Genomic DNA, 24,286 nt, shown 5'->3' with positions numbered 1-24,286 from the left:
AGGCGGCGGGGGCGACTACGCTTGAGCGTCTGTCCCTTTCCCGTCCCTGGAGTGCGCACCCGTGGCCGTCAACCTTGTCAATGTCGAGGCCGTCAGCAAGGTCTACGGCACCCGTGCCCTGCTCGACGGCGTGTCCCTCGGCGTCTCGGAGGGCGACCGGATCGGTGTCGTCGGCCGCAACGGCGACGGCAAGACGACCCTCATCCGCATGCTGGCCAAGCTGGAGGAGGCCGACGCCGGCCGCATCACGCACAGCGGCGGCCTGCGTCTGGGCGTCCTCACGCAGCACGATTCGCTCGACCCCGCCGCGACCGTCCGCCACGAGATCATCGGCGACCTCGCCGACCACGAGTGGGCGGGCAACGCCAAGATCCGCGACGTACTGACCGGTCTCTTCGGCGGGCTGAGCCTGCCGGGCTTCGAGCACGGGCTGGAGACGGTCATCGGTCCGCTCTCCGGCGGTGAGCGCCGGCGCATCGCCCTCGCCAAGCTGCTCATCGACGAGCAGGACCTGCTGGTCCTCGACGAGCCGACCAACCACCTCGACGTCGAGGGCATCGCCTGGCTCGCCAAGCACCTCCAGGCCCGCCGCTCCGCGCTCGTCTGCGTGACCCACGACCGCTGGTTCCTCGACCAGGTCTGCACCCGCATGTGGGACGTGCAGCGCGGCGCCGTCCACGAGTACGAGGGCGGTTACTCCGACTACGTCTTCGCGCGCGCCGAGCGCGAGCGCATCGCGGCGACCGAGGAGACCAAGCGCCAGAACCTGGTCCGCAAGGAGCTGGCGTGGCTGCGCCGCGGCGCCCCCGCCCGTACGTCGAAGCCGCGCTTCCGCGTCGAGGCGGCCAACGAGCTGATCGCCGACGTGCCGCCGCCGCGCGACACCTCCGAACTGATGAAGTTCGCCAACTCGCGGCTCGGCAAGACCGTCTTCGACCTCGAGGACGTCACCGTCCAGGCCGGGCCCAAGACGCTGCTCGAGCACCTGACGTGGCAGCTCGGTCCCGGCGACCGCGTCGGCCTCGTCGGCGTGAACGGCGCGGGCAAGACGTCACTGCTGCGGGTGCTGGCCGAGGCCGCGCGCACGCAGGGCGACGCCCAGCCCGCCGAGGGCAAGGTCGTCGTGGGCAGGACCGTGAAGCTCGCGTACCTCTCCCAGGAGGTCGGCGAGCTCGACCCCGGCCTGCGGGTCCTGGAGGCCGTCCAGCGCGTACGCGACCGGGTGGACCTGGGCAAGGGCCGCGAGATGACGGCGGGGCAGCTGTGCGAGCAGTTCGGGTTCACCAAGGAGAAGCAGTGGACTCCGGTCGGCGACCTGTCCGGTGGTGAGCGGCGGCGGCTGCAGATCCTGCGGCTGCTGATGGACGAGCCGAACGTGCTGTTTCTCGACGAGCCGACCAACGACCTCGACATCGAGACGCTCACGCAGCTCGAGGACCTGCTCGACGGCTGGCCCGGATCGATGATCGTCATCTCCCACGACCGTTTCTTCATCGAGCGGACCACGGACAAGGTGTACGCGCTGCTGGGCGACCGGACGCTGCGGAACCTGCCGCGCGGCCTCGACGAGTACCTGGAGCGCAGGCGGCAGATGATCGAGGCCGCGGGCCCGGCGCCCGCTGCCGCCGCCGCGCCCGTCAAGAAGAAGGCGTCCGGCGACGCCCGCGCGGCCCAGAAGGAGATGCAGAAGATCGAGCGGCAGCTCGGCAAGCTCTCCGACAAGGAGACGAAGCTGCACGCCCAAATCGCGGACAACGCCACCGACTTCGAGAAGGTCGCCCTGTTCGACGCCGAACTGCGGGAGCTCGTCACCGCGCGCGACGAGCTGGAGATGCGGTGGATGGAACTCGCGGAGGACGCGTAGTACCTGGGGGGGCCGGATAACGAGCGCGTCACGGGCCGGTCCTCCCTTGGGAACAGGGGCGGACCGGACCCCCGTCGGGAGGGGTTCGGGTGATACAAAGAAGCCCCGCTCGACTGACGTAGATCTGCGGGGCTCAAGTCCGATTCGCTCCGTTCCGGAGGGATTACGCCGCCGGAATTGCGGGGGAGGCCGAACGGGCGGCGGTCTCGTGTGAAGAGGTAAGCGCTGATGTCTCAGCCGCCCAACCAGCCGCCGCAGGGCGGCTTCGGAGCCCCCCAGGACCCCCGGCAGCAGCCGCCCCAGCCCCCGGCCCAGCCGCCGCAGGCGCCCCCGGTACCGCCCGGTCCGCCGGGCGCCCCGCCGCAGCAGCCCCCGGCCCAGCCCGGGTACGGCTATCCGCAGGCCCCGCCGCAGCAGGCCCCGCAGCCGGGGTACGGCTACCCGGGCCAGCAGCCCGGCCAGCCGGGACCGTACGGCCAGCAGCCCGGACCGTACGGCCAGCCGCAGCCCGCCGGACCGTACGGGCAGCCGCAGCCCGGACCGTACGGCCAGCAGCAGCCGGGTCCCTACGGCGGCTACCCCGGCGCACCCGCCCCGGGCAACGGCGGGAGCGGCGGCCCCTTCAAGGGCAAGCCCGCGGTCATCATCGGCGCGGCCCTCGCCGCGGTCCTCGTCGTCGGCGGTGGCGTCTACCTCGCCACCAGTGGTGACGGCGGCGGCAGGAAGAAGCCCGTCGCGGGCGGGAGCAAGGACGCCGGGACGGGCGGCCCGCCCTCCGGGGACACCGGCTCCGCCGACGGCGGCTCCGCCGGCGGCCGCGACGCCGACGACGACCTCAACGGCGGGCGCCAGTCGGGCGAGGCCAAGGTCATGTGGCTCCAGAAGAACGACGTGGACCTGCCGCGCAACGGCGCGGACGTGTTCGGCCCGTGGTTCACCGACAACGGCCTCGTCGTCAAGGCCATGTACAAGAAGGTCGCGGCCTACAACACCAGCGACGGCAAGGAGAAGTGGAGCCTTCCGCTCTCCACGCAGCTCTGCGCGGCGCCCAGCAGGACCGCCGACGACGGCAAGATCGTCTTCGGTGTCAAGAGCGACACCACCGAGCGGGCCAAGTGCAGCAAGCTCCAGATGGTCGACCTCGAGACCGGCAAGGCGGGCTGGACGGCCGAGGTCAAGAAGGAGGGGGCGTTCGACATGCTCTCCGACATCACGATCGCGATCAGCGGCGACACCGTCACCGCCGGCCGCACCGGCCACTCCACCGCCTTCAGCATGACGGACGGCAAGAAGCTCTGGGGCAAGCTGCCCGGTGAGTGCCAGCCGTACGCCTTCACCAGCAGCGCCAAGCTGATCGCCGCCGCGGCCTGCTCCACCGGTGAGGCCGCCAAGAACCACCAGCGCATCCAGGAGCACGACTCCGCCACCGGCAAGGTGAAGTGGTCGTACCCGCTGGCCCCGGGCTGGGAGGTCGACCGGGTCTACTCCGTCTCCCCGCTCGTCGTGTCCGCGACGCACCGCGAGAAGAAGAGCTGGAGCGTCATCTCCCTGACGGACAGCGGCAAGCTGCGTTCGGAGATCGACGGCGGCAAGGACAAGTTCCAGCCGCGGTGCGGCGGCACGTTCGTCGTCTTCGGCAAGAACCTCGAAGGCTGCACCGGCGTCGCCGCGGACGAGGAGACCTTCTACATGGTGACCGCGGACAAGACGAGCGGCCTCAACCGCACCAACGAGGTCGTCGCGTTCAGCCTCGACACCGGCAAGCCCAAGTGGCGTTCCTCCCCGGGCGCCGACCGCACGATGACGCCGCTGCGGGTGGAGGGCGGTGACCTCGTGGTCCACATCGACGGTTCGTACGACAGGGGCGGCGCGGTCGCGACCGTCCCGGCGTCGGGCGGCAAGCCGAAGGTGGTGCTCCAGAACCCGAGGTCGACGGCCTCGATCGAGAACGCCTTCTTCGCTCCGGAGGTCGCCTACGAAGGCGGTCAGCTCTACATCGTCAACTCCCGCGTCAGCGCCGGCAACGACAAGGAGGAGAAGGAGCAGAAGACCATCATGGTCTTCGGCAAGTGACGGCACGTGACTGAGTTCCGGGTCCACGTTCCCGACGTCTTCAACCCCCCCTTCTCCAGAGGTACGTACGCCATGACGCAGCCACCGCCCCCGCCCCCGCCGCCCAACGAGCCCCCGCAGGGCGGGTTCGGAGCCCCGACCCCGCCGCCCCCGGAGGGCTTCGGCGCCCCGGCGCAGCCCGGGTACGGCTATCCGCAGACGCCGCCGGGACCGCCCGCCCAGCCCCAGCCCGGGTACGGCTACCCGGCCCAGCCCGGCCAGCAGCCCGGGTACGGCTACCCGGGTCAGCCGGGTCAGCCCGGCCCGTACGGCCAGCAGCCGCCCTACGGGCAGCAGCAGCCGCCGTACGGCTATCCCCAGGGCCCGCCCCCGCAGGGCCCGGGCGGCGGCAAGAAGATCAGCACCACGACGACGATCGTCGTCGCGGCGGTCGTCGCGGTGGCGCTGATCGTCGGCTTCGGCGTCTGGTACGCGTCCGGCAGCGACGAGGGCGGCAAGGACGACCCGGCCCGGAACTCCTCCGCGGGCGCGTCCGGCGGAGGCGGCGGCGACGGCAAGCCCGCGCCCGACGGCGCCGGCAAGGAGGAGAAGCCGGCCGACACCGACGCCCGGCTCCTCTTCCGGCTGCCCGCCCCGGAGGTGAAGGAGTCGGTCGCCGGTGTCAACGGCTCCTGGATCACCGACGACGCGTACGTCAAGAGCGGCCTCAACGAGGTCGTGGCCCACGACCTCGACAAGGGCACGGAGCTGTGGACGATCCCGCTCCCCGGCGAGGTCTGCGCGGCGTCGCCCCACGTCACCGAGGACGACAGGACCGCGATCCTCTTCGCGGGGCCGATGCCGGCGGGCAAGACGTACTCGCCCTGCACCGAGGTCGGGGTGATCGACCTCGCCGAGGGCGAACTGGTGTGGCAGAAGTCGGTCAAGGCGGGTGACCAGAAGATCACCTTCAGCGAGGTCACGGTCGGTGGCGACGCGGTCGGCGCCGGCGGTACCGGCGGCGGCGCCGCCTTCGACGTCGCCACCGGCAAGCTCCGCTGGCAGCCGGACGACAACGCCGAACAGTGCCGCGACGTCGGGTACGCGGGCGGCGAGGCGCTCGCCACGGTGCGCAGCTGCGGTTCGTTCAGCGCTCCCCAGCTCTCCGTCCAGTACCTGAACCCGAAGGACGGCACGCCGCTCGCCACGTACAAGATGCCCAGCGGCGTGGACCGGGCGAGCATCGTCTCCACCAAGCCGCTGGTCGCCGCCGCCGACGTCGGTGACACGGCGGGCGACGGCAGTGGTGTCACCGACTTCTTCTCGATCGACGAGAAGACCGGCAAGCTGCGTGCCAGGATCGCGGTCGACGCCCAGAAGTACGCGCCGAGGTGCCGGGACACCGAGGGGTGCACCAAGGTCGTCGTCGGCAACGGCAGGGTCTACGTGCCGACCGAGGAGCACGAGGGCAGTGGGGTGGGCGTCCGTACCAACGAGATCGTCTCCTTCGACCTCGCGACCGGCAAGCCCACCAGCGACCGGGCCGACGCGGGCGAGCGCTACGCGCTGCACCCGATCCGCATGGACGGCGGCAACATCATCGCGTACAAGTCGCCGCCCTACGACAAGGGCGGCCAGGTCGTGAGCCTCGACGGCGGCTCCATGAAGGAGACGCTGCTGCTGGAGATCCCGGTCGGTGACGCGGTCCGCGATGTGGTGACCAGCTTCGGGGTGGACTCCGCGCACTACCGCTACGCCGACGGCCGGCTGTTCATGGGGGCGCGCCTCATGAGCCAGCAGCGCGACGGGTTCAAGCGCTACCTGGCGGTCGGCTTCGGCACCGGCTGACGCGCCCGGCGCGCTCGACGGACAGGTCGCAACGGCCCCGGCAGTGGTTCGTCGCCACTGCCGGGGCCGTCCCTTGTCACACGCCGACCGGCAAGTAGTCCTGAATCGCGAGGAATTCGGCAATCCGGGGGGCTTCTTACCGGTAAGGGGCGCGCAACGTCGAACAAGCGTGTAGCTTGCCGGGTCAGGAGGCCGGGGGGCCAGTTTCAGGGGCAGGGGTGTGGGGGGATTTGTCGATGGGCGTGCGGCTCATGGTGGTCGACGACCACCGACTGCTCGCCGAGGCGCTCGCCTCGGCACTCAAACTGCGCGGGCACCGGGTGCTGGCGGCGACCGCTCCGACGTCCGGGGCGGCGGCGGAACTGGTCGTCAGCAGGGCGCCCGAAGTGTGCCTGTTCGGTACGGCGGCCCCCGCCGGACCGGGGGTCTTCGACCCGATCGTCCACATCAAGCGCGAACGGCCGCAGGTGGCCGTCCTCGTCCTCGGCCCGGTGCCCAGCCCGCGCGGCATCGCCGCGGCCTTCGCCGCCGGGGCATCCGGTTACGTACGCCACGACGAGCGCATCGAAGGCGTCGAGCGCGCCATGGTGAAGGCGCGGACGGGGGAGGCGGCGGTGGCGCCGCAGCTGCTCCAGGGCGCCTTCGCCGAGCTGCTCAACCCGGCGGCGCAGCCCGACGACGAGGGCCGGCGGCTGCTCCGGATGCTGACGCCGCGCGAGGCCGAGGTCCTGGTGCGGGTGGCGGACGGCGAGAACACCCGGCTGATCGCGGCCGGCATGGGCATCGCGCCGAGCACCGCCCGTACGCACGTCCAGCGGGTCCTGATGAAGCTCGGCGTCGGCTCGCGGCTGGAGGCTGCGGCCCTGGCGGCACGGACGGGGCTGCTGGACCGGGCGGCGGCGGACGCCGCGCGGGCGGGGCCGGACTCCCTCGTGTGAAGTCCGGCCCCGCCCGGGTGAGTCGTACGGACTACGCGTGGATCACCCGGCGGTCCCGGTGGGCGCGGTGGATTCGGCGGACTGCGCGGGTTCGGCCGGCGGCGGGACGATCGGGCGCAGCTTGAGCCAGACGAGGAAGAAGAGGCCGAGCGCCAGCATGGCCAGCCCCGTCCACAGGTTGATGTTGATGCCCTGCGCCTTCCTCAGGTCCGCGTCGGACGCGGTGATCCCGGCGATCGTGACGATCACGCCGTAGACGGCGAACAGGCCGCCGATGATGCGCCGGATGTCGAAGAGGCGTGCCGCGGTCGCGGACTTGCTCTCCAGGTCGGAGACCTCGCGATGCAGGTCGGACATTTTCCTGGCCTCCGATCAGAAGGAGTAGGGGACGTAGCAGAGGGCGGCGATGACGATCGCGCCCCAGCCGAGCAGGGCGGGCTTGCGGTACCAGGCGTCGTCGCCCTCGGCGGGCGGCTCCTCCAGGCCCGGCGAGCGGGTGCCGTACACCAGGCCCGCCAGTTCGGCCTCCGGCTTCGGCGCGGTGAAGAGCGTGACGACGACCATGACTACGGCGCCGGCGACGAAACCGACGATCGCGGAGACGAAGTTGGCGCCCTGGTCGGACGGGATGCCGATGATCCCCTGCTTGTAGATCCAGAAGTAGTTGACCATCGCGGCGCCGGTGCCCGCCACCAGGCCCCAGACACCGGACTTCATCGAGGCGCGCTTCCAGAACATGCCGATGATGAAGACCACGAACATCGGGACGTTGAAGAAGGAGAAGAGCGTCTGGAGGTAACTCATGATGTTGGAGAAGCTGGCGGCGATGAAGGCGGTGCCGATGGAGGCCAGGACGCCGATCGCCGTGATCAGCCGGCCGAAGCGCAGGTAGTACGCGTCGTCGCGGCCGGGCTTCACGTACTTCGCCCAGATGTCGCTGGTGAAGACGGTGTTGAACGAGGACACGTTCGCCGCCATGCCCGCCATGAACGCGGCCAGCAGACCGGTCACCGCGATCCCCAGCACACCGTTGGGCAGCAGCTCCTGCATGAGGAGCGGGATCGCGTCGTTGTACGTCAGGTCGGAGCCGGCGGTGCCGATCTTCGGTACGAGCACGGCGGCGACCAGGCCCGGGATCATCACCAGGAACACGATGAAGATCTTGGGGAAGGCGGCGATCAGCGGGGTGCGCTTGGCGGCGGAGAGGTTCTTCGCGGACAGGGCGCGCTGGACCTCGGCGAAGTTGGTGGTCCAGTAGCCGAAGGAGAGCACGAAGCCGAGGCCGAGGATGATCGTGAGCCAGTTGGCGCCCAGCGGGTTGGCGTCACCTATGCCCGTACCGCCCCAGGCGGTGAGGAAGTCGCCGCCGTGGCTCTTCTCCAGTGACCCGGTCAGGCCGTCCCAGCCGCCGACCCGCTTCAGGCCGAGGACGGTGAGCGGGATCAGGGCCGCGAGGATCACGAAGAACTGGAGCACCTCGTTGTAGATCGCCGAGGAGAGGCCGCCGACCGTGATGTACGCGAGCACGAAGAAGCCGGCCACGACGATCGACACCCACTGCGGCCAGCCGAGCAGTGCCTCGACGACGATCGACAGGGCGTAGAGGTTCACGCCCGCGATGAGGACGGCGGCGAAGGCGAAGAGGACCGAGCTCAGCAGGTGCGCCGACCTGTCGAAGCGCTGGAGCAGGAACTCGGGGACCGAGCGGACCTTGGAGCCGTAGTAGAAGGGCATCATCACCAGGCCGAGGAAGACCATGGCGGGGATGGCGCCGACCCAGTACCAGTGGACGACGGCCACGCCGTACTGCGCGCCGGTGGCGGCCATGCCGAGGATCTCGGTCGCGCCGAGATTCGCGGCGACGAACGCCAGGCCGGTGACCCAGGCCGGCAGTGACCGGCCCGAGAGGAAGAAGTCGAGGCTGGTCTTCACGCTGGCCCGGGCGGCGAACCCGATGCCGAGGACCACGGCGAAGTAGATCGCCAGAATCGTGTAGTCGAGCCCGTTGGTGGGGAGCCGTAGCCCTTCGGCCAGGTAGTGCATGGAGACCTGCTTCGTCTTCGTCGAGCGAACGGATCGGAACGGAACCTACGTGTCCGGCTGGCGAAACTGAATACTTCTGATGGTGTTCTTTGTTCGATCGTGATGGAACGGGCGGGTGGGAGTCGGTGCGGGCCGGGTGCGGACTGTTGACTGCGCTGTTCGCTCATGGTTTGTTGTGTTCGGTTATGTTCGGTGGGTGTGATGAGGAGCCTGCGTGTGAAGAAGACGTCGACCCGGCTGGCCGACGGCCGGGAGCTGCTCTACTACGACTCCCGTGACGACGCCGTGCGCGATGCCGTCGATCAGCGGCCCCTCGACCCGATCGCGACCACCTCGCAGGTCCGCCGCGACCCGCTGCTCGGGGACTCCGTCGCCGTCGCCTCGCACCGCCAGGGCCGCACCTACCACCCGCCCGCCGACGAATGCCCGCTCTGCCCGTCGCGCGACGGGCGGCACAGCGAGATCCCGGCCGCCGAGTACGACGTGGCCGTCTTCGAGAACCGCTTCCCCTCACTGGCCGGGGACGCGGGACGCTGCGAGGTGGTCTGCTTCACCTCCGACCACGACGCGTCCTTCGCCGCCCTCACCGGGGAACAGGCCGGCCTCGTCCTGGAGGCATGGACCGACCGGACGGCGGAACTGGCCGGGCTGCCGCACGTGCGGCAGGTGTTCTGCTTCGAGAACCGGGGCGCGGAGATCGGCGTCACCCTCGGCCATCCGCACGGCCAGATCTACGCCTACCCCTTCGTCACCCCGCGCACGGCCCTGATGCTGCGCTCGACGGCCGCGCACCTGGCCCGGACCGGCCGGAACCTCTTCGACGACATCGTGGCGCGCGAGCGCGCCGAGGGCACCCGGGTGGTGCTGGAGGGCGAGCACTGGGTGGCCTTCGTGCCGTACGCCGCGCACTGGCCGTACGAGGTGCACCTCTACCCGAAGCGGCGCGTGCCCGACCTGCGGGCGCTCGACGACGGCGCGCGCACAGAGTTCCCACAGATCTATCTGGAACTGTTGCGCAGGTTCGACCGGATCTTCGGCCCCGGCGAGCCGCCGACGCCGTACATCTCCGCCTGGCACCAGGCGCCGTTCGGCGACGTGGGCGACGTGGACGGCGCGGAGGGGCTCGACCGACACGAGTTCGGGCTCCACCTCGAGCTTTTCACCATCCGACGTACTTCGGGCAAGCTGAAGTTTCTCGCGGGTTCCGAATCCGGCATGAATGTGTTCATCAACGATGTGCCGCCGGAGGCCGCGGCAGCGCGACTGCGAGAGGTAGCGAGCGAGTGAAGCAGAAGTACCTGGTCACGGGTGGTGCGGGATATGTGGGCAGCGTGGTCGCGGCCCATCTTCTGGAAGCCGGTCACGAGGTGACCGTCCTCGACGACCTCTCCACCGGCTTCCGGGAGGGCGTCCCGGACGGCGCCGCCTTCATCGAGGGCCGCATCCAGGACGCCGCGCGCTGGCTGGACCCGTCCTACGACGGCGTCCTGCACTTCGCCGCGTTCTCGCAGGTCGGCGAGTCCGTCGTCGACCCCGAGAAGTACTGGACCAACAACGTCGGCGGGACGACGGCGCTGCTCGCCGCGATGCGCGGCGCGGGCGTGCGCAAGCTCGTCTTCTCCTCGACGGCGGCGACGTACGGGGAGCCGGTCTCCACGCCCGTCACGGAGGCGGCGGCGACCGCGCCGACCAATCCGTACGGCGCCTCCAAGCTCGCCGTCGACCACATGATCGGCGGCGAGTGCGCCGCCCACGGGCTGGCCGCGGTCTCGCTGCGCTACTTCAACGTCGCGGGCGCCTACGGGGCGTACGGGGAGCGGCACGAACCGGAGTCCCACCTCATCCCGCTCGTCCTCCAGGTCGCGCAGGGCCGGCGCGAGGCGATCTCGGTGTACGGCGACGACTACCCGACCCCCGACGGCACCTGCGTCCGCGACTACATCCACGTCGCCGACCTCGCCGAGGCGCACCTGCTGGCGCTGGGCGCGGCCGAGCCGGGGTCCCACCTGATCTGCAACCTCGGCAACGGCAACGGCTTCTCGGTCCGCGAGGTCGTGGAGACCGTACGCAAGGTCACGGGACACCCCGTCCCCGAGGTCATGGCGCCCCGCCGGGCCGGTGACCCGGCGGTGCTCGTCGCGTCCGCCGAGGCGGCGCGCGAGAAGCTCGGCTGGATCCCGTCCCGCGCGGACCTCGCGGGCATCGTCGCGGACGCGTGGGCGTTCGCCCGCCGGGAGGAGCAGGACGTATGACCGCCACCGCCACCACGACCACCGCCACCGGAGCCACTCCCACGGCCACCGTCACCGAGGCCGTCACCGAGACCTTCGCCGAGCTGTACGGCGCCGGGCCCGACGGGGTCTGGGCGGCCCCCGGCCGCGTCAACCTCATCGGCGAGTACACCGACTTCAACGACGGCTTCGTGATGCCGCTCGCGCTGCCGCACACGGCGGTCGCCGCGGTCGCCCGCCGCGACGACGGCGTACTGCGCCTGCATTCGGCGGACGTCGACGGCGGTGTCGTCCAGCTCCGCGTCGACGAACTGGCCCCGCTGTCGGACGGCGGCTGGGCGGCGTACCCGGCGGGCGTGGTGTGGGCGCTGCGCGAGGCCGGGCACCGGGTGCCCGGCGCCGACCTCCACCTGACGTCGAGCGTCCCCACCGGCGCTGGCCTGTCCTCGTCGGCGGCGCTGGAGGTCGTCACCGCGCTCGCCCTCGACGACCTGTACGCACTCGGGCTCAGCCGCCCGGAGCTGGCGCGCATCGCGCAGCGCGCGGAGAACGACTTCGTCGGCGTGCCCTGCGGGATCATGGACCAGACGGCGTCGGCGTGCGCGGTCGAGGGCCACGTGCTGCACCTCGACTGCCGTTCGCTGTCGATCCGGCAGGTCCCCTTCGACCTCGCCGCGCACGGCCTGTCGCTGCTGGTCGTCGACACCCGGGTGAAGCACGCCCTCGGCGACGGCGCGTACGCCGCGCGGCGGGCGGGGTGCGAGGAGGGCGCGCGGGTGCTCGGGGTGAGCCACCTGCGGGACGTGCCGTACGCGGACCTGGACGAGGCGCTGGGGCGGCTGGAGGACGAGACGGTACGCCGCTACGTCCGGCACATCGTGTCGGACGACCACCGGGTCGTACGAATCGCGCGGCTGCTGACGGAGGGTGACGTGCGGGCGGTCGGGCCGCTGCTGACGGAGGGCCACGCCTCGCTCCGCGAGGACCTGCGGGTGTCGTGCGACGAGCTGGACCTGGTCGTGGAGTCGGCGGTCGCGGCGGGGGCGCTGGGGGCGCGGATGACGGGGGGCGGGTTCGGCGGCTCGGCGATAGTCCTGGTGGAGTCGTCGGCGGCGGACGAGGTCACCCGGTCCGTCGAGGCGGCCTTCGCGGCGCGGGGGTTCGCCCCGCCCCGGGTCTTCCCGGCGGTCCCGTCCCGGGGGGCGCACCGCGTGGCCTGAGCCGGCCGCCGCGCTTCCTGTCGTCTTCCATTGCCTTCTGTCTCCCTGCTGAACGGGAGACGCACCTCAACCCTCCCGGCCGGCCAGTTCTGCGAATCGCCTCCGGCTTTCCGTCCCCCGCCGTACGCTGAAACAGAGCGCCGGTGGGGGCCGGTGCTTGATCAGGGGGCGAGACAGTCGGGTACGCCGTCCGGGACGGGCAGGGGCAGACGCGCGGCGGCGGCCGTGCGTCCGGACCGTCCGCTTCCCCGGGCGTCGTACCCGCATGTGGTCCGCCTCCCCCGGGGGTCCAGGGGGGACACTTCGGTCCAACGCGGCATGGGGGCGTCTGTGGCTCGTATCCGGGTACTGGTGGTGGACGACCACCGCATCTTCGCCGAGTCGCTCGCCGCGGCCCTCGCCGCCGAGCCCGACGTGGACGTCTCCGCGGCCGGCAGCGGCCCGGCCGCGCTGCGCTGCCTGGAGCGGGCGGCGGCGGAGGGCCACGGGTTCGACGTCATGCTCGTCGACGCCGACCTCGGCGCCACCACCGCGGTGACGGCCCGCGCCGTGTGCGTGCCGGAGCCGGTCGAGGACACGCCGGTGGACGGCATCTCCCTGGTGGCGGGCGTCCGTACCGGCCGGCCGTCCGTCCGTACGGTCGTGCTCGCCGAGAAGGACGACCCGCACCGCGCCGCCCTCGCCCTCCAGGCCGGGGCCTCGGGCTGGGTCGCCAAGGACTGTTCGCTGCAACGCCTGCTGGCCGTCATCCGCGGCGTACTGCGCGACGAGACGCATCTGCCGGCCGCGCTCCTGACGGGCGTACTGCGGGAGTTGACCGCCGCCCGCAAGCACCGCACCGAGAGCGAGCGGCTCGTCGAGTCGCTGACGCCGCGCGAGCGCGAGGTGCTGCGGTGCATGGTGGCCGGGCTGGGCCGCAAGGCGGTGGCGGAACGTCTCTTCCTCTCCCCGCACACCGTGCGCACGCACATGCAGAACGTGCTGGGGAAGCTGGGGGTGCACTCGACGCTCGCCGCGGTCGCGCTGGCGCGCCGGGCGGGGGTCGGACCGGTGGACCTAGCCGGGGATGTTGTCGAACGGGGCGGTCAACTGGCGTAGCAGGCCGGCCAGTTCGCCGCGCTGCGCGCGCGAGAGCTCGCTGAGGATGGCCCGCTCCTGCGCGAGCAGGCCGGCGAGCGCCTGGTCGGCCCGGTCGCGCCCCTCCGCGGTGAGCCGCACCAGTACGCCGCGGCGGTCGCTCGGATCGGGCAGCCGTTCGACGAGGCCCTTCTTGGCGAGCCGGTCGATGCGGTTGGTCATGGTGCCGGAGGTGACCAGGGTCTGGGTCAGCAGCTGGCCCGGCGAGAGCTGGTACGGGTCGCCGGCGCGCCGCAGCGACGTCAGCACGTCGAACTCCCACGGCTCCAGCTGGTGCTCGGAGAAGGCTGTGCGGCGGGCGCGGTCGAGGTGGCGGGCCAGCCTGGAGACACGGCTGAGGACCTCGAGTGGTTCCACGTCGAGGTCGGGGCGCTCGCGGCGCCATGCAGCGACCAGTCGGTCGACCTCGTCCTCCATGGCGATCAGTGTAGTTGGTCTGTCGACATGAAGTCTCTTGGGGTCGAGAATCTTGACATCGAGAGAAAAGGTCCGTGAGGCTGCCGCCATGACCGTACGACCGACCTGGGACCCGGACCAGTACCTCCGGCACGCCGGCCACCGCACCCGGCCCTTCCTCGACCTCCTCGCCCGCGTCGGCCCCGGGCCCGATGCCGGTCCCGGCGCCGGGACCGGCCGTATCGCCGACCTCGGCTGCGGCGCGGGCGACGTCACCGCGCTGCTGGCGGCCCGTCGGCCCGCCGCCCGCGTGACGGGTTACGACAACTCCCCGCAGATGCTGGAGCGGGCCCGGCGGCATACGGGGCCGCGCCTCGACTTCGTCCACGCCGACGCCGCCACCTGGGAGCCCGGGACCGGAACGTACGACCTGATCGTCTCGAACGCCCTCCTCCAGTGGGTCCCGGACCACGCCGACCGCTTCCCGGTCTGGCTGGACGCCCTCACCCCCGGCGGCACCTTCGCCTTCCAGGTCCCCGGCAACTTCACCGCCCCCAGCCACACGATCCTGGCGGCCCTGCGCGCATCACCGCGCTGGCGCTCCCGCCTGGGCGGGGCGGGCGACCGCGCGGCGGCGGTCCTGGAACCCGAGGCCTACCTCACCCGTCTCGTCGCGCTGGGCTGCGAGGCCGACGTGTGGGAGACGACGTACCTTCAGATCCTCCACGGCGAGGACCCGGTCCTGGACTGGATGAAGGGCACGGCCCTGCGTCCGGTCCTCACCGCCCTCGCCGACGACCCCGGGGCGAGCGGGGCGTTCGTCGCGGAGTACGCCCAGGCCCTGCGCGCCGCCTACCCGGCGGGCCCGCACGGCACGGTCTTTCCGTTCCGGCGCGTCTTCGCCGTCGCCCGGAAGGCGGGACGCCCGCGCTGACCTGCGACTGCTTTTCCCCGTTTGCGGACAATTGGGGCCCGTGCAAACCTGGTTGTACCGCCTCAAAAAGGAGATGATCCCATGATTATGGATCGCACTTCCCACACCGAGACGGCCGCTCTGACCGCCGAGGTCGAGGGGTTGCTGGACTCAGCCGAGCCCGAGGGTTTCTTCCGCGACACGCGTGAGTGCCAAGGTGGACTCGCCCTTCTGGGCGGATTCAAGTCGTCGCCGCCCACCCCCCGTCCGAAGAAGGAAACCCGTTAATGGCGGATGCGTTGGCTGAACAGACGGGAGCGGGAGCAGTCCCGCTGAGCGCTGTGATCGCCGATGCCGCGAGCGGAGTCGTCCTCGCCCTCCGGGGCGAGGGCGACACCTATGCGCTCTCCCGCATCCTGCGGCAGGGCGACCCGCTGGCGTCGGCCGCGATCCGGGTGCTGGGTGCCGACGTGCTCGCGCCGTACGCGCTGGACCACCGGGCAGCACCGGGTGGTGCGGACGACGAGGCAGTGGTGCGGGAGGCATTGACGGCGTATCCGCCGGGACCCGGCGCGTCGGAGGTGTCGGTGTGGAGCTACCGGGGACTGGCCGAGGCTTCGCACGCCTTCCTGTCCGGTGGCGCGGGCCGCTGGCCGCAGGCGCCGCGGGCCGGATCGGCCTGGGTGACCGACGCCCCCTGGCCGAAGCTCTCCCACCGCACGTCACAGCTGGCCGCGCTCGCACTCCCCGGGATCGCGACGGACCTGACCGACCGGCTGGCGTCGCGCACCGACGACCTGGCCCGTGGTTTCGTCCGAGCGGTACGCCGCAGGGACTGGCTCCAAGCCGCCGGCCTGGGCCGCTGGCTGGCCCGGCTGCCGCACGTGCCGCCGACCCTGGGCCTGGACAACGGACTGGCGTTCGTACGGCAGATGAGCAGCGGCGACGCCCGGGTGGCGCTCCACCTCATGGCCGCGCAGCAGTTCTACGGACGGGGCGGGTGACCGGCGCCACGGCCGCCCCGGCGTCACTGCTCGACCGCATTGTCGGCGACGGCCTGGGGTGGCTGGACGAGGCGCGCCCGTATTTCCGCCTGCCGCCGAACGTCACGACGGATGCCGACCCCGATCTGACCCTCAAGCCCCTCGTGGAACTGGCCGAACTGACGCACCTGATCAAAACGTCGCATCCCCTCCCCGGCCTGCGCTCGGTGGCGGACGGGCTGTTCGCTTTCGCCTGGAGCGAGACCCGCGACGGGAAACTGTTCACCGAGCTGATCCGCGGAGAGCCGCACGCCACGTACCCGGTGGAGATCTACGGGGTGTTCGCGCAGGCCGGGCTGCGCGACCGCGCCGTGGACGAGCTGTTGGCAACGACGACGCGGCTGCGCGGCTGGCGGGTGGCGCGCGAGGATCACACCCGTACGCTCAGTGTCCTCAACGCGGAGCGACGGATCGGCCTGCCGCCCCACGCCGACTTCGGGGCCGTACTGGAACTGACCAATCTCGGTCTGCTGCCGGAGCCGTGGACGCTGGACCGCAAGGCGGCGTACGGCCTGACCCACGACGTCTTCCACCTCACCGACTGGGGCCGCGCCCGCGGGAGGCTGTCCCGGCCGTTCGCCCACTACCTGCGACTGTGGCTCCCCGCCTGGCTGGAGAACTGGCTCGATGAGCAGCTGTGGGATCTCGCTGGGGAGTTGCTGGCCGTGACGGCCTGCCTGCCCGCCGCTCCGTACGATCCGGTGGCCTGGCAGCGGCTGGCCGAAGCGCAGGTGCCGGACGGCAGCGTGCCCGCGGCGGGCGCCGCACCGCCCGCGGGCGACCGTGCCGGGGCGTTCGCGGCCTGCTACCACGCCACTCTGGTGACCGTCTTCGCCGGGACCCTCGCCCGCATCGCCCTGGACGAGAAGGTCTCCGCGCCGGACGAGGCCGTGACGGCGACCGCCGGGCGGCACACCCACGAAGACGAGGTGGCTCCATGACCGTCACCACCGCAGCCGCTTCTCCCGCGCTGCTGCACGGCGTCGGCGACCGGGCTCTGACCTGGCTCGACAACCACCGTGAGCACTTCCGGCTGACCCCTGAGGACCGGGCCACCGGCAAAGGGGTCATCGAACGGCTCAAGCCCATAGGGGAGTTGGCGATCAACATGCGGGTGCTCTTCCGGGAGGGCGTGGCCGGCTCGCGCCAGCACACCCGCGCCGGACATCTGCTGGACTTCGCCTGGCGGGAACTGCTGGACGGCGGCAACGTGCTGGCCGCCCTCCAGCACGAAGAACCGTTCTCGCCCGTGCCCCTGGAAATCTATTCGGCCTTCCACGAACTGGGTTTCCGCCACCCGGGGCTGGAGTCGGCCGTGGAGGCCGGCCGCCGCACCCTCACCTGGTCGGCGGTGGAGGTGCTGCCCAACCGGCGGCTCGGCGTGATCAACTCCGAGCGCCAGACGGGTCTGGTGCCGAGCGAAGACTTCGACGGGGCCCTGAGCCGCACCTGGCTGGGCCGGCTGCCCGAACCGTGGACCGTGCAGTACCACATCGCGTACGACATCACCCACACCGTCTTCCACCTCACCAACTGGGGCGAGAAGCCGGACGGCATCCCCCCGGACATCGCCTCCTATCTCGCGCTGTACCTGCCCGCCTGGATCGAGGACTGGGCGGACCTCGAACACTGGGACCTGCTCGGCGAACTCCTCGTCGTCGACACGTGCCTGCCGCGGCCCGTACTCGACGCGGAGATCTGGGAGCGGTACGCCGCCGCGCAGTGCGACAGCGGGGCGATGCCCCTTCACCACGGCATGCCGGACGGCGACGCGGCGGAGGTCTTCGACATCGTCCACCACCCCACCATGGTCGCCGCGTTCGCCTCCGCGATGGCCGTCTCCCGTGCGATGTCCACCGCGCGATGAGCACGCTCGCACCCGCCGCCAGGACGCCCGTCACCCCGCTCGCGGTCCGCCTCGCGGACGCGCTCACCGCGATCGACGGCCCGGACGCCGTGCTCGCCGTCACCCGCCGGGGCCGGCGGACCACCGTCACCGGCGGCACCGGACCCGCCCCGGCCGTGCCGCGTCACGCGTTGCGCTACGAACTCGGTTCGATCACCAAGACCTTCACCGTGCTGCTCCTCGCCCGCCTCGCGCGCTCCGGCGTTCTGAACCTCGACGACCCGCTCGCCGCCCACCTGCCCCATCTGCCCCTGCGCCACCCCGACTCACGCCGCATCACCCTGCGCCACCTGGCCACCCACACCGCGGGACTGCCCCGCATCCCCAGTGGCCTGAGGCCCCGTGCCCTGCTGCGTCCGCACGTCGACGGCTACACCACGTACGACACCGAACACATCCTGCGCGCCTTCGCCCGCACCCGGCCCCGCCACCGCCCCGGCACCCGCTGGCACTACTCCAACTTCGGGGTGGCGCTGCTCGGCCACGCCATGGCCCATGCCGCCGGCACCGACTGCCCCACCCTGCTCACCCGCCACGTGACGCACCCCCTCGGCCTGACCGGCACCACTCTCGGCCCCGGCGACCCCGCGACCACCGCGACCGGCCACCGCGCGGACGGCACCACCCCGGTCCCCGGCGTCGACATGGGCCCCTTCCGCGCCGCCGGCGCCGTCCGCTCCACCTCCGCCGACCTGCTCACGTACCTCGAAGCGCACCTCGACCCCGAGCGAGCGCCCCTGCCCCTGCGCCTGCCCCTGGGCGACGTCCAGATCCCGCAGCTGCGCCGCGGCCTCCACCACCGCAACACCCACACACTGACCTGGTACCACCACCCGGCCCCCGGCGGGCCGCTGCTCTTCCACAGCGGAGAGACCTTCGGCCAGCAGGCGTTCCTCGGCTTCCACCCGGCCTCCGCGACCGGCGTCGCCGCCCTCGTCACCCGCTCGGGCCGCAGATCCCGCCTGGTGCACACCGCCTACGAGCTGCTGTACGCCCTTGCCGCCGACCCCGCGCCCTGAGCGCACGCCCAGCCCGTCACAGCCCCGCCTCCGCGCTCGCCCGCGGTGGCGGGGTCAGAGCTGATGGAGGGCGTCCAGCGTGATGTCGATGTCGATCGTGTACGGGACACCGGTCGTGACCCGGTCGTGGTGGATGCCGGACACGGCGTACGCCTTGGACAGAGGGTCGAGTTCGTGTTTATGCCAACGCCCTGGTGCCTGGGCTGTTGCAGACGCCGAGCTATGCGCTCGCGCTCCATCAGGCGCAGGATGTACGCGCGGAAGCAGGCGTGATCGAGGACAAGGTCGATGCCCGAATCAAAAGGCAGGCCATCTTGGAGCGCTCACCCGCACTCCATCTGTGGGTGGTGCTCGATGACGCTGTACTTCGACGGCCCGTCGGCGGTAATGACGTGATGGCCGAGCAGATCGAGCACTTGCGCACCATGGCCCAGCGCCCCAACGTGGACGTCCAGGTGCTCCAGTTCGCTGCGGGCGCCCATGCCGCAGGGTCCGGAGGTCACTTCGTGATCCTCGGCCGGGATGACGAAGGGGACCCGCTCAACAGCATGAACGTGGTCTACCTCGAACTCCACAAACGCGGCCTCTACCTCGATGCCCCCAGCGAAGTACAGAGCTACAAACTCATGTTTGATTACCTGCGATCCCAAGCAGCCGATACCTCGGTCAGCCTCGACCTGCTGGCCGCAGCACGACAGGAGCTCCCTCGATGAACAAAGCACCAACCGCCGCTCAGCTCGCGGCTGCGGGCTGGTTCAAGAGCAGCTACAGCGCGGCCGACAACGAGTGCGTCGAGATCGCGCATGCTCGGTCGTGGGTCGGAGTCCGTGACTCCAAGGCAACGCAAGGCACCGTGCTCGCCGTCACCGCCGCCGCCTTCGCCGCGTTCCTCGGCGGGGTCAAGGGCGACGGGCCGGACCGTACCGTCTGACGCGAACGCCTCCGGAGACGGACCACGTGAGCGGGCCGCCCCTGACAGAGGGGCGGCCCGCTCACCCGGCTGCGGCGTCAGCTCTTGCGGTGGCCTATCAGGCGGGGCTTCGCCTCCAGGTTCTCCAGGCCGTGCCAGCACAGGTTCACCAGGTGCGCCGCGACCTCCGCCTTCTTCGGCTTGCGGACGTCCAGCCACCACTGGCCCGTCAGCGCCACCATGCCGACCAGGGCCTGGGCGTACAGCGGGGCCAGCTTGGGGTCGAAGCCGCGGGCCTTGAACTCCAGGCCCAGGATGTCCTCCACCTGGGTGGCGATGTCGCTGATCAGGGAGGCGAACGAGCCCGTGGACTGGGCCACCGGCGAGTCCCGGACCAGGATGCGGAAACCGTCCGTGTACGTCTCGATGTAGTCGAGCAGGGCGAACGCGGCCTGTTCGAGGAGCTCGCGCGGGTGGCCCGCCGTCAGCGCGCCGGTGACCATGTCGAGCAGGCGGCTCATCTCCCGGTCGACCACCACGGCGTACAGGCCCTCCTTGCCGCCGAAGTGCTCGTACACCACCGGCTTGGAGACGCCCGCCTTCGCCGCGATCTCCTCCACCGACGTGCCCTCGAACCCCTTCTCGGCGAAGAGGGTGCGACCGATGTCCAGCAGCTGTTCGCGGCGCTCCTTGCCGGTCATGCGGACGCGGCGGGCACGCCGGCTCGGAGTGGGCCTGCTCTTCTCGCTGTTCGTACTGCTGCCGTCGATCGCCACGTCACCCATCATGCCGCTTCGGAGGGCCCGGTCCTGCGTCGGGAGTCGATACGGTCCGCGCTCGGCCACCGGACGTCGTACGCCCAGCCGGCCTGCTCGAACCAGCGGATCAGGCGGGCGCTGGAGTCCACCTGTCCCCTCATCACACCGTGCCGGGCCGATGTCGGATCGGCGTGGTGCAGGTTGTGCCAGGACTCGCCGCAGGACAGCACGGCCAGCCACCAGACGTTGCCGGACCTGTCACGCGACTTGAAGGGGCGCTTGCCCACCGCGTGGCAGATGGAGTTGATCGACCAGGTGACGTGGTGCAGGAGGGCGACGCGGACCAGCGAGCCCCAGAAGAACGCCGTGAACGCGCCCCACCACGACATCGTGACCAGACCGCCCACCAGCGGGGGGACGGCCAGGGACAGGATCGTCCAGTAGACGAAGTCGCGGGAGATGCGGCGGATCGCCGGGTCCTTGATCAGGTCCGGTGCGTACTTGTCCTGCGGCGTCTGCTCCTCGTCGAACATCCACCCGATGTGCGCCCACCACAGGCCCTTCATCAGGGCGGGCAGGGTCTCGCCGAAACGCCAGGGGGAGTGGGGGTCGCCCTCGGCGTCCGAGAACTTGTGGTGCTTGCGGTGGTCGGCCACCCACCGGACCAGGGGACCCTCCACCGCCATGGAGCCCATGACCGCCAGGGCGATGCGCAGCGGACGCTTCGCCTTGAAGGAACCATGGGTGAAGTAACGGTGGAAACCGATGGTGATGCCGTGGCAGCCCAGGTAGTACATGAAGACCAGCAGGCCCAGGTCGAGCCAGCTCACACCCCATCCCCACGCGAGCGGCACGGCCGCCAGGAGGGCGACGAAGGGAACGGTGATGAAGAGGAGAAGTGCGAGCTGCTCGATGGAGCGCTTGGACTCCCCACCGCGCGTGGCGGAGGGGGCCGAGGTGCCGGCCGTCGCTCCGCTGGCGTCTTCGAGCACGTCGGAACGTGTGGTCATGGAGTCCCCTGGGGGTGAGGGAAGTGACTGATGCGTTGGCTACGGATGCGTAACCTACGGCATCGTAAGTATGGCAGCGCTTTATCTCGCGGCAAGAGGCCGAGGAGCACAGGTTCAACCGCGCCGCATATCCTGGGCCTCGTCGGACAGCGTGGTCCACAAAACCTCCAGACGTGCTGAAACACTGCAAGGAGCCGCACCTGTGAGCAGTGCCGACCAGAACTCCACCACCAGCGCGGAGCTGCGCGCCGACATTCGCCGCCTCGGCGACCTGCTGGGCGAGACGCTCGTACGGCAGGAAGGTCCCGAACTTCTCGAGTTGGTCGAGCGGGTGCGCGCCCTGACGCGCACCGACGGCGAAGCCGCCGCCGAGCTGCTCGGCGACACCGACCTGGAGACCGCCGCCCGGCTGGTGCGCGCCTTCTCCATCTACTTCCATCTTGCCAACGTCACCGAGCAGGTGCACCGCGGCCGCGAGATGCGCGCCAAGCGCGCCGAGGAGGGCGGGCTCCTCGCCCGTACGGCGGACCGGCTCAAGGACGCCGACCCCGAGCACCTGCGCCACACCGTCAGGAACCTCAACGTCAGGCCCGTCTTCACGGCGCACCCGACCGAGGCGGCGCGCCGGTCCGTACTGAACAAGCTGCGCCGCGTCGCCGAGCTCCTCGAAACCCCCGTCATCGCCTCCGACCGGCGCCGCCACGACCTCCGTCTGGCCGAGTCGATCGACCTCATCTGGCAGACGGACGAGCTCCGCGTCGTACGCCCCGAGCCCGCCGACGAGGCGCGCAACGCCATCTACTACCTCGACGAGCTGCACGTCGGAGCGGTGGGCGACGTCCTGGAGGACCTCGCCGCCGAACTGGGACGCGTCGGCATCGAGCTGCCCGCGGAGACCAGGCCGCTGACCTTCGGCACCTGGATCGGCGGCGACCGCGACGGCAACCCGAACGTGACGCCGGCCGTCACCTGGGACGTGCTGATCCTCCAGCACGAGCACGGCATCAACGACGCCCTGGCGCTCGTCGACGAGCTGCGCGGCCAGCTGTCGAACTCCATCCGCCACACCGGCGTCACCGAGGAGCTGCTGACCTCCCTCCAGGCCGACCTGGCGCGGCTGCCCATCAGCCCCCGCTACAAGCGCCTGAACGCCGAGGAGCCCTACCGGCTCAAGGCCACCTGCATCCGGCAGAAGCTCCTCAACACGCGCGAGCGCCTCGCCGAGGGCAGCCCGCACCGGCCCGGCATCGACTACCTCGGCACCGGCGAGCTGATCGCCGACCTCGCGCTCATCCAGACGTCGCTGCGCGAGCACCGCGGCGGCCTCTTCGCCGACGGCCGCATGGACCGCACGATCCGCACCCTCGCCGCGTTCGGGCTCCAGCTCGCCACCATGGACGTGCGCGAGCACGCCGACGCGCACCACCACGCCCTCGGGCAGCTCTTCGACCGGCTCGGCGAGGAGTCCTGGCGGTACGCCGACATGCCGCGCGACTACCGTCAGAAGCTCCTCGCGAAGGAGCTCAGGTCGAGGCGCCCGCTGGCCCCGACGCCCGCGCCGCTGGACGCCGCCGGGGAGAAGACCCTCGGCGTGTTCACCACGGTCAGGGAAGCCCTGGAGCGGTTCGGGCCCGAGGTCATCGAGTCGTACATCATCTCGATGTGCCAGGGCGCCGACGACGTCTTCGCCGCCGCGGTACTGGCCCGCGAGGCGGGTCTGATCGACCTGCACTCGGGCTGGGCGAAGATCGGCATCGTGCCGCTCCTGGAGACCACGGACGAGCTGCGCGCGGCCGACGTGATCCTCGACGAGATGCTCGCGGACCCCTCGTACCGCCGGCTCGTGTCCCTGCGCGGCGACGTGCAGGAAGTCATGCTCGGGTACTCCGACTCGTCGAAGTTCGGCGGCATCACGACCTCGCAGTGGGAGATCCACCGCGCCCAGCGCCGCCTGCGCGACGTCGCCCACCGGTACGGCGTGCGCCTGCGCCTCTTCCACGGCCGCGGCGGCACCGTCGGCCGCGGCGGCGGCCCCTCGCACGACGCGATCCTCGCGCAGCCGTGGGGAACGCTGGAGGGCGAGATCAAGGTGACCGAGCAGGGCGAGGTCATCTCCGACAAGTACCTGGTGCCGTCCCTGGCCCGGGAGAACCTGGAGCTGACGGTCGCCGCCACGCTCCAGGCGTCCGCGCTGCACACCGCGCCCCGCCAGTCCGACGAGGCGCTCGCCCGCTGGGACGCGGCGATGGACACGGTCTCCGAGGCCGCCCACACGGCGTACCGCAAGCTCGTCGAGGACCCGGACCTGCCGGCGTACTTCTTCGCCGCGACACCGGTGGACCAGCTCGCGGACCTGCACCTGGGCTCGCGCCCCTCGCGCCGCCCGGACAGCGGGGCGGGCCTCGACGGCCTGCGCGCCATTCCGTGGGTCTTCGGCTGGACGCAGTCACGGCAGATCGTGCCCGGCTGGTACGGCGTCGGGTCCGGCCTGAAGGCGCTGCGCGAGACGGGCCTGGACACGGTCCTGGAGGAGATGCAGGAGAACTGGCACTTCTTCCGGAACTTTCTCTCCAACGTCGAGATGACGCTGGCGAAGACCGACCTGCGCATCGCCCAGCACTACGTCGACACGCTCGTCCCGGACAACCTGAAGCACGTCTTCGAGACGATCCGCGCCGAGCACGAGCTCACGGTGGCGGAGGTCCTGCGGATCACGGGCGAGGAGCAGCTGCTCGGCTCCAACCCGGTGCTCCACCAGACGTTCGCCATCCGCGACGCCTACCTGGATCCGATCTCCTACCTCCAGGTCTCGCTGCTGGCCCGCCAGCGCGCGGCGGCCGAGCGGGGCGAGGAGCCCGATCCGCTGCTGTCGCGGGCGCTGCTGCTCACGGTCAACGGCGTCGCGGCGGGCCTGCGCAACACGGGCTGACCCCGGCGGGACGTACGAGACGCACGAGAAAGGCGGTGGTCCGGGAGGACCACCGCCTTTCTCGTGCCG

Annotated in this window: 22 protein-coding genes; 17 read left to right on the top strand and 5 right to left on the bottom strand. The window is 71.3% G+C overall.

All coding sequences use genetic code 11. The features are described from left to right. Window positions 1-61 precede the first annotated feature (61 nt). The 4 genes from ABD374_RS19090 (at window position 62) to ABD374_RS19075 (ending at window position 6,702) form a co-directional block, all read left to right on the top strand. Window positions 62-1,864, top strand: coding sequence for an ABC-F family ATP-binding cassette domain-containing protein (locus tag ABD374_RS19090; protein ID WP_344496764.1), 1,803 nt, complete (start codon window positions 62-64; stop codon window positions 1,862-1,864). 228 nt (window positions 1,865-2,092) lie between these two features. Beyond that, window positions 2,093-3,937 carry an outer membrane protein assembly factor BamB family protein gene (locus tag ABD374_RS19085; protein WP_344496763.1) on the top strand — a complete coding sequence of 615 codons (1,845 nt, stop codon included), beginning with the start codon at window positions 2,093-2,095 and terminating at the stop codon, window positions 3,935-3,937. 72 nt (window positions 3,938-4,009) lie between these two features. After that, window positions 4,010-5,764, top strand: coding sequence for an outer membrane protein assembly factor BamB family protein (locus ABD374_RS19080; protein WP_344496762.1), 1,755 nt, complete (start codon window positions 4,010-4,012; stop codon window positions 5,762-5,764). A gap of 236 nt (window positions 5,765-6,000) precedes the next feature. Further along, window positions 6,001-6,702 (top strand): helix-turn-helix transcriptional regulator, encoded by a 702-nt coding sequence (locus ABD374_RS19075; RefSeq protein WP_344496761.1) that lies wholly within the window; start codon window positions 6,001-6,003, stop codon window positions 6,700-6,702. Window positions 6,703-6,744: 42 nt separating this feature from the next. Here ABD374_RS19075 and ABD374_RS19070 read toward each other — a convergent pair whose 3' ends face one another. Both ABD374_RS19070 and ABD374_RS19065 read right to left on the bottom strand, forming a co-directional pair. Continuing rightward, window positions 6,745-7,059 (bottom strand): hypothetical protein, encoded by a 315-nt coding sequence (locus ABD374_RS19070; RefSeq protein WP_344496760.1) that lies wholly within the window; start codon window positions 7,057-7,059, stop codon window positions 6,745-6,747. Between the two features lie 15 nt (window positions 7,060-7,074). Further along, a complete protein-coding gene (locus tag ABD374_RS19065) occupies window positions 7,075-8,745 on the bottom strand; it encodes a sodium:solute symporter family protein (protein ID WP_344496759.1) in 1,671 nt (556 codons plus the stop codon). Window positions 8,746-8,961: 216 nt separating this feature from the next. Here ABD374_RS19065 and galT point away from each other — a divergent pair, with 216 nt between their 5' ends. The 4 genes from galT (at window position 8,962) to ABD374_RS19045 (ending at window position 13,294) form a co-directional block, all read left to right on the top strand. Beyond that, window positions 8,962-10,032, top strand: coding sequence for a galactose-1-phosphate uridylyltransferase (gene galT / locus ABD374_RS19060; RefSeq protein ID WP_344496758.1), 1,071 nt, complete (start codon window positions 8,962-8,964; stop codon window positions 10,030-10,032). Further along, window positions 10,029-10,997, top strand: coding sequence for a UDP-glucose 4-epimerase GalE (galE, locus tag ABD374_RS19055; protein WP_344496757.1), 969 nt, complete (start codon window positions 10,029-10,031; stop codon window positions 10,995-10,997). Before galT ends, galE begins: the two co-directional genes overlap by 4 nt. After that, complete coding sequence (galK, locus tag ABD374_RS19050) at window positions 10,994-12,196, top strand: galactokinase (protein WP_344496756.1); 1,203 nt, start codon at window positions 10,994-10,996, stop codon at window positions 12,194-12,196. Before galE ends, galK begins: the two co-directional genes overlap by 4 nt. Before the next feature lie 330 nt (window positions 12,197-12,526). Next, window positions 12,527-13,294 (top strand): LuxR C-terminal-related transcriptional regulator, encoded by a 768-nt coding sequence (locus tag ABD374_RS19045; protein WP_344496755.1) that lies wholly within the window; start codon window positions 12,527-12,529, stop codon window positions 13,292-13,294. Here ABD374_RS19045 and tamR read toward each other — a convergent pair. Continuing rightward, window positions 13,253-13,750: a MarR family transcriptional regulator TamR gene (gene tamR, locus ABD374_RS19040; protein ID WP_344496754.1), complete on the bottom strand. Its 498-nt coding sequence runs from the start codon at window positions 13,748-13,750 to the stop codon at window positions 13,253-13,255. The genes ABD374_RS19045 and tamR overlap by 42 nt on opposite strands. Before the next feature lie 88 nt (window positions 13,751-13,838). Here tamR and ABD374_RS19035 point away from each other — a divergent pair, with 88 nt between their 5' ends. The 8 genes from ABD374_RS19035 (at window position 13,839) to ABD374_RS19000 (ending at window position 19,541) form a co-directional block, all read left to right on the top strand. Further along, on the top strand, window positions 13,839-14,663 hold the full coding sequence (locus ABD374_RS19035; protein ID WP_344496753.1) for a trans-aconitate 2-methyltransferase: 825 nt from the start codon (window positions 13,839-13,841) through the stop codon (window positions 14,661-14,663). An 81-nt stretch (window positions 14,664-14,744) separates the two neighbouring features. After that, window positions 14,745-14,930, top strand: coding sequence for a hypothetical protein (locus tag ABD374_RS19030; RefSeq protein WP_425577266.1), 186 nt, complete (start codon window positions 14,745-14,747; stop codon window positions 14,928-14,930). A 53-nt stretch (window positions 14,931-14,983) separates the two neighbouring features. After that, window positions 14,984-15,646, top strand: coding sequence for a hypothetical protein (locus ABD374_RS19025; protein ID WP_425577280.1), 663 nt, complete (start codon window positions 14,984-14,986; stop codon window positions 15,644-15,646). Then, the gene (locus tag ABD374_RS19020) at window positions 15,643-16,626 is read left to right on the top strand and encodes a DUF6895 family protein (RefSeq protein ID WP_344496751.1); all 984 of its coding nucleotides are present in this window, start codon (window positions 15,643-15,645) and stop codon (window positions 16,624-16,626) included. Before ABD374_RS19025 ends, ABD374_RS19020 begins: the two co-directional genes overlap by 4 nt. Further along, window positions 16,623-17,552, top strand: coding sequence for a DUF6895 family protein (locus ABD374_RS19015; protein ID WP_344496750.1), 930 nt, complete (start codon window positions 16,623-16,625; stop codon window positions 17,550-17,552). The genes ABD374_RS19020 and ABD374_RS19015 overlap by 4 nt, the downstream gene beginning before the upstream one ends. Continuing rightward, window positions 17,549-18,610: a serine hydrolase domain-containing protein gene (locus tag ABD374_RS19010; protein WP_344496749.1), complete on the top strand. Its 1,062-nt coding sequence runs from the start codon at window positions 17,549-17,551 to the stop codon at window positions 18,608-18,610. Before ABD374_RS19015 ends, ABD374_RS19010 begins: the two co-directional genes overlap by 4 nt. A 194-nt stretch (window positions 18,611-18,804) precedes the next feature. After that, window positions 18,805-19,323: a DUF5753 domain-containing protein gene (locus ABD374_RS19005; protein ID WP_344496748.1), complete on the top strand. Its 519-nt coding sequence runs from the start codon at window positions 18,805-18,807 to the stop codon at window positions 19,321-19,323. Beyond that, window positions 19,320-19,541, top strand: a complete 222-nt coding sequence (locus ABD374_RS19000) for a DUF397 domain-containing protein (protein WP_344496746.1) — start codon at window positions 19,320-19,322, stop codon at window positions 19,539-19,541. The genes ABD374_RS19005 and ABD374_RS19000 overlap by 4 nt, the downstream gene beginning before the upstream one ends. Before the next feature lie 77 nt (window positions 19,542-19,618). On the opposite strand, the gene ABD374_RS18995 is transcribed toward ABD374_RS19000, so the two are convergent. Together ABD374_RS18995 and ABD374_RS18990 are read right to left on the bottom strand one after the other, a co-directional pair. Then, complete coding sequence (locus tag ABD374_RS18995; RefSeq protein ID WP_037647586.1) at window positions 19,619-20,308, bottom strand: TetR/AcrR family transcriptional regulator; 690 nt, start codon at window positions 20,306-20,308, stop codon at window positions 19,619-19,621. Then, entirely contained in the window at window positions 20,305-21,288 is a 984-nt protein-coding gene (locus ABD374_RS18990; protein WP_344496742.1) for an acyl-CoA desaturase, read from the bottom strand. Before ABD374_RS18990 ends, ABD374_RS18995 begins: the two co-directional genes overlap by 4 nt. 202 nt (window positions 21,289-21,490) lie before the next feature. On the opposite strand from ABD374_RS18990, the gene ppc reads away from it, so the two are divergent. After that, window positions 21,491-24,217, top strand: coding sequence for a phosphoenolpyruvate carboxylase (gene ppc, locus ABD374_RS18985; RefSeq protein ID WP_344496740.1), 2,727 nt, complete (start codon window positions 21,491-21,493; stop codon window positions 24,215-24,217). Window positions 24,218-24,286: the final 69 nt, after the last annotated feature.

The sequence above is a fragment of the Streptomyces enissocaesilis genome (assembly GCF_039533765.1).
Taxonomy (GTDB): domain Bacteria; phylum Actinomycetota; class Actinomycetes; order Streptomycetales; family Streptomycetaceae; genus Streptomyces; species Streptomyces enissocaesilis.
The sequence above is the reverse complement of the archived record's forward strand: the minus strand, read 5'-3'. Positions and strand labels throughout refer to the sequence as shown.

What these genes read in the sequence shown, in the direction of transcription:
- ABD374_RS19065 (WP_344496759.1), bottom strand. Translation starts at nt 8,745, where the DNA reads ATGCACTACCTGGCCGAAGGGCTACGGCTCCCCACCAACGGGCTCGAC.
- ABD374_RS19075 (WP_344496761.1), top strand. Translation starts at nt 6,001, where the DNA reads ATGGGCGTGCGGCTCATGGTGGTCGACGACCACCGACTGCTCGCCGAG.
- ABD374_RS19080 (WP_344496762.1), top strand. Translation starts at nt 4,010, where the DNA reads ATGACGCAGCCACCGCCCCCGCCCCCGCCGCCCAACGAGCCCCCGCAG.
- ABD374_RS19035 (WP_344496753.1), top strand. Translation starts at nt 13,839, where the DNA reads ATGACCGTACGACCGACCTGGGACCCGGACCAGTACCTCCGGCACGCC.
- galK (WP_344496756.1), top strand. Translation starts at nt 10,994, where the DNA reads ATGACCGCCACCGCCACCACGACCACCGCCACCGGAGCCACTCCCACG.
- ABD374_RS19070 (WP_344496760.1), bottom strand. Translation starts at nt 7,059, where the DNA reads ATGTCCGACCTGCATCGCGAGGTCTCCGACCTGGAGAGCAAGTCCGCG.
- ABD374_RS19010 (WP_344496749.1), top strand. Translation starts at nt 17,549, where the DNA reads ATGAGCACGCTCGCACCCGCCGCCAGGACGCCCGTCACCCCGCTCGCG.
- ABD374_RS18995 (WP_037647586.1), bottom strand. Translation starts at nt 20,308, where the DNA reads ATGATGGGTGACGTGGCGATCGACGGCAGCAGTACGAACAGCGAGAAG.
- tamR (WP_344496754.1), bottom strand. Translation starts at nt 13,750, where the DNA reads ATGGAGGACGAGGTCGACCGACTGGTCGCTGCATGGCGCCGCGAGCGC.
- ABD374_RS19015 (WP_344496750.1), top strand. Translation starts at nt 16,623, where the DNA reads ATGACCGTCACCACCGCAGCCGCTTCTCCCGCGCTGCTGCACGGCGTC.
- ABD374_RS18990 (WP_344496742.1), bottom strand. Translation starts at nt 21,288, where the DNA reads ATGACCACACGTTCCGACGTGCTCGAAGACGCCAGCGGAGCGACGGCC.
- ABD374_RS19000 (WP_344496746.1), top strand. Translation starts at nt 19,320, where the DNA reads ATGAACAAAGCACCAACCGCCGCTCAGCTCGCGGCTGCGGGCTGGTTC.
- ABD374_RS19030 (WP_425577266.1), top strand. Translation starts at nt 14,745, where the DNA reads ATGATTATGGATCGCACTTCCCACACCGAGACGGCCGCTCTGACCGCC.
- ABD374_RS19085 (WP_344496763.1), top strand. Translation starts at nt 2,093, where the DNA reads ATGTCTCAGCCGCCCAACCAGCCGCCGCAGGGCGGCTTCGGAGCCCCC.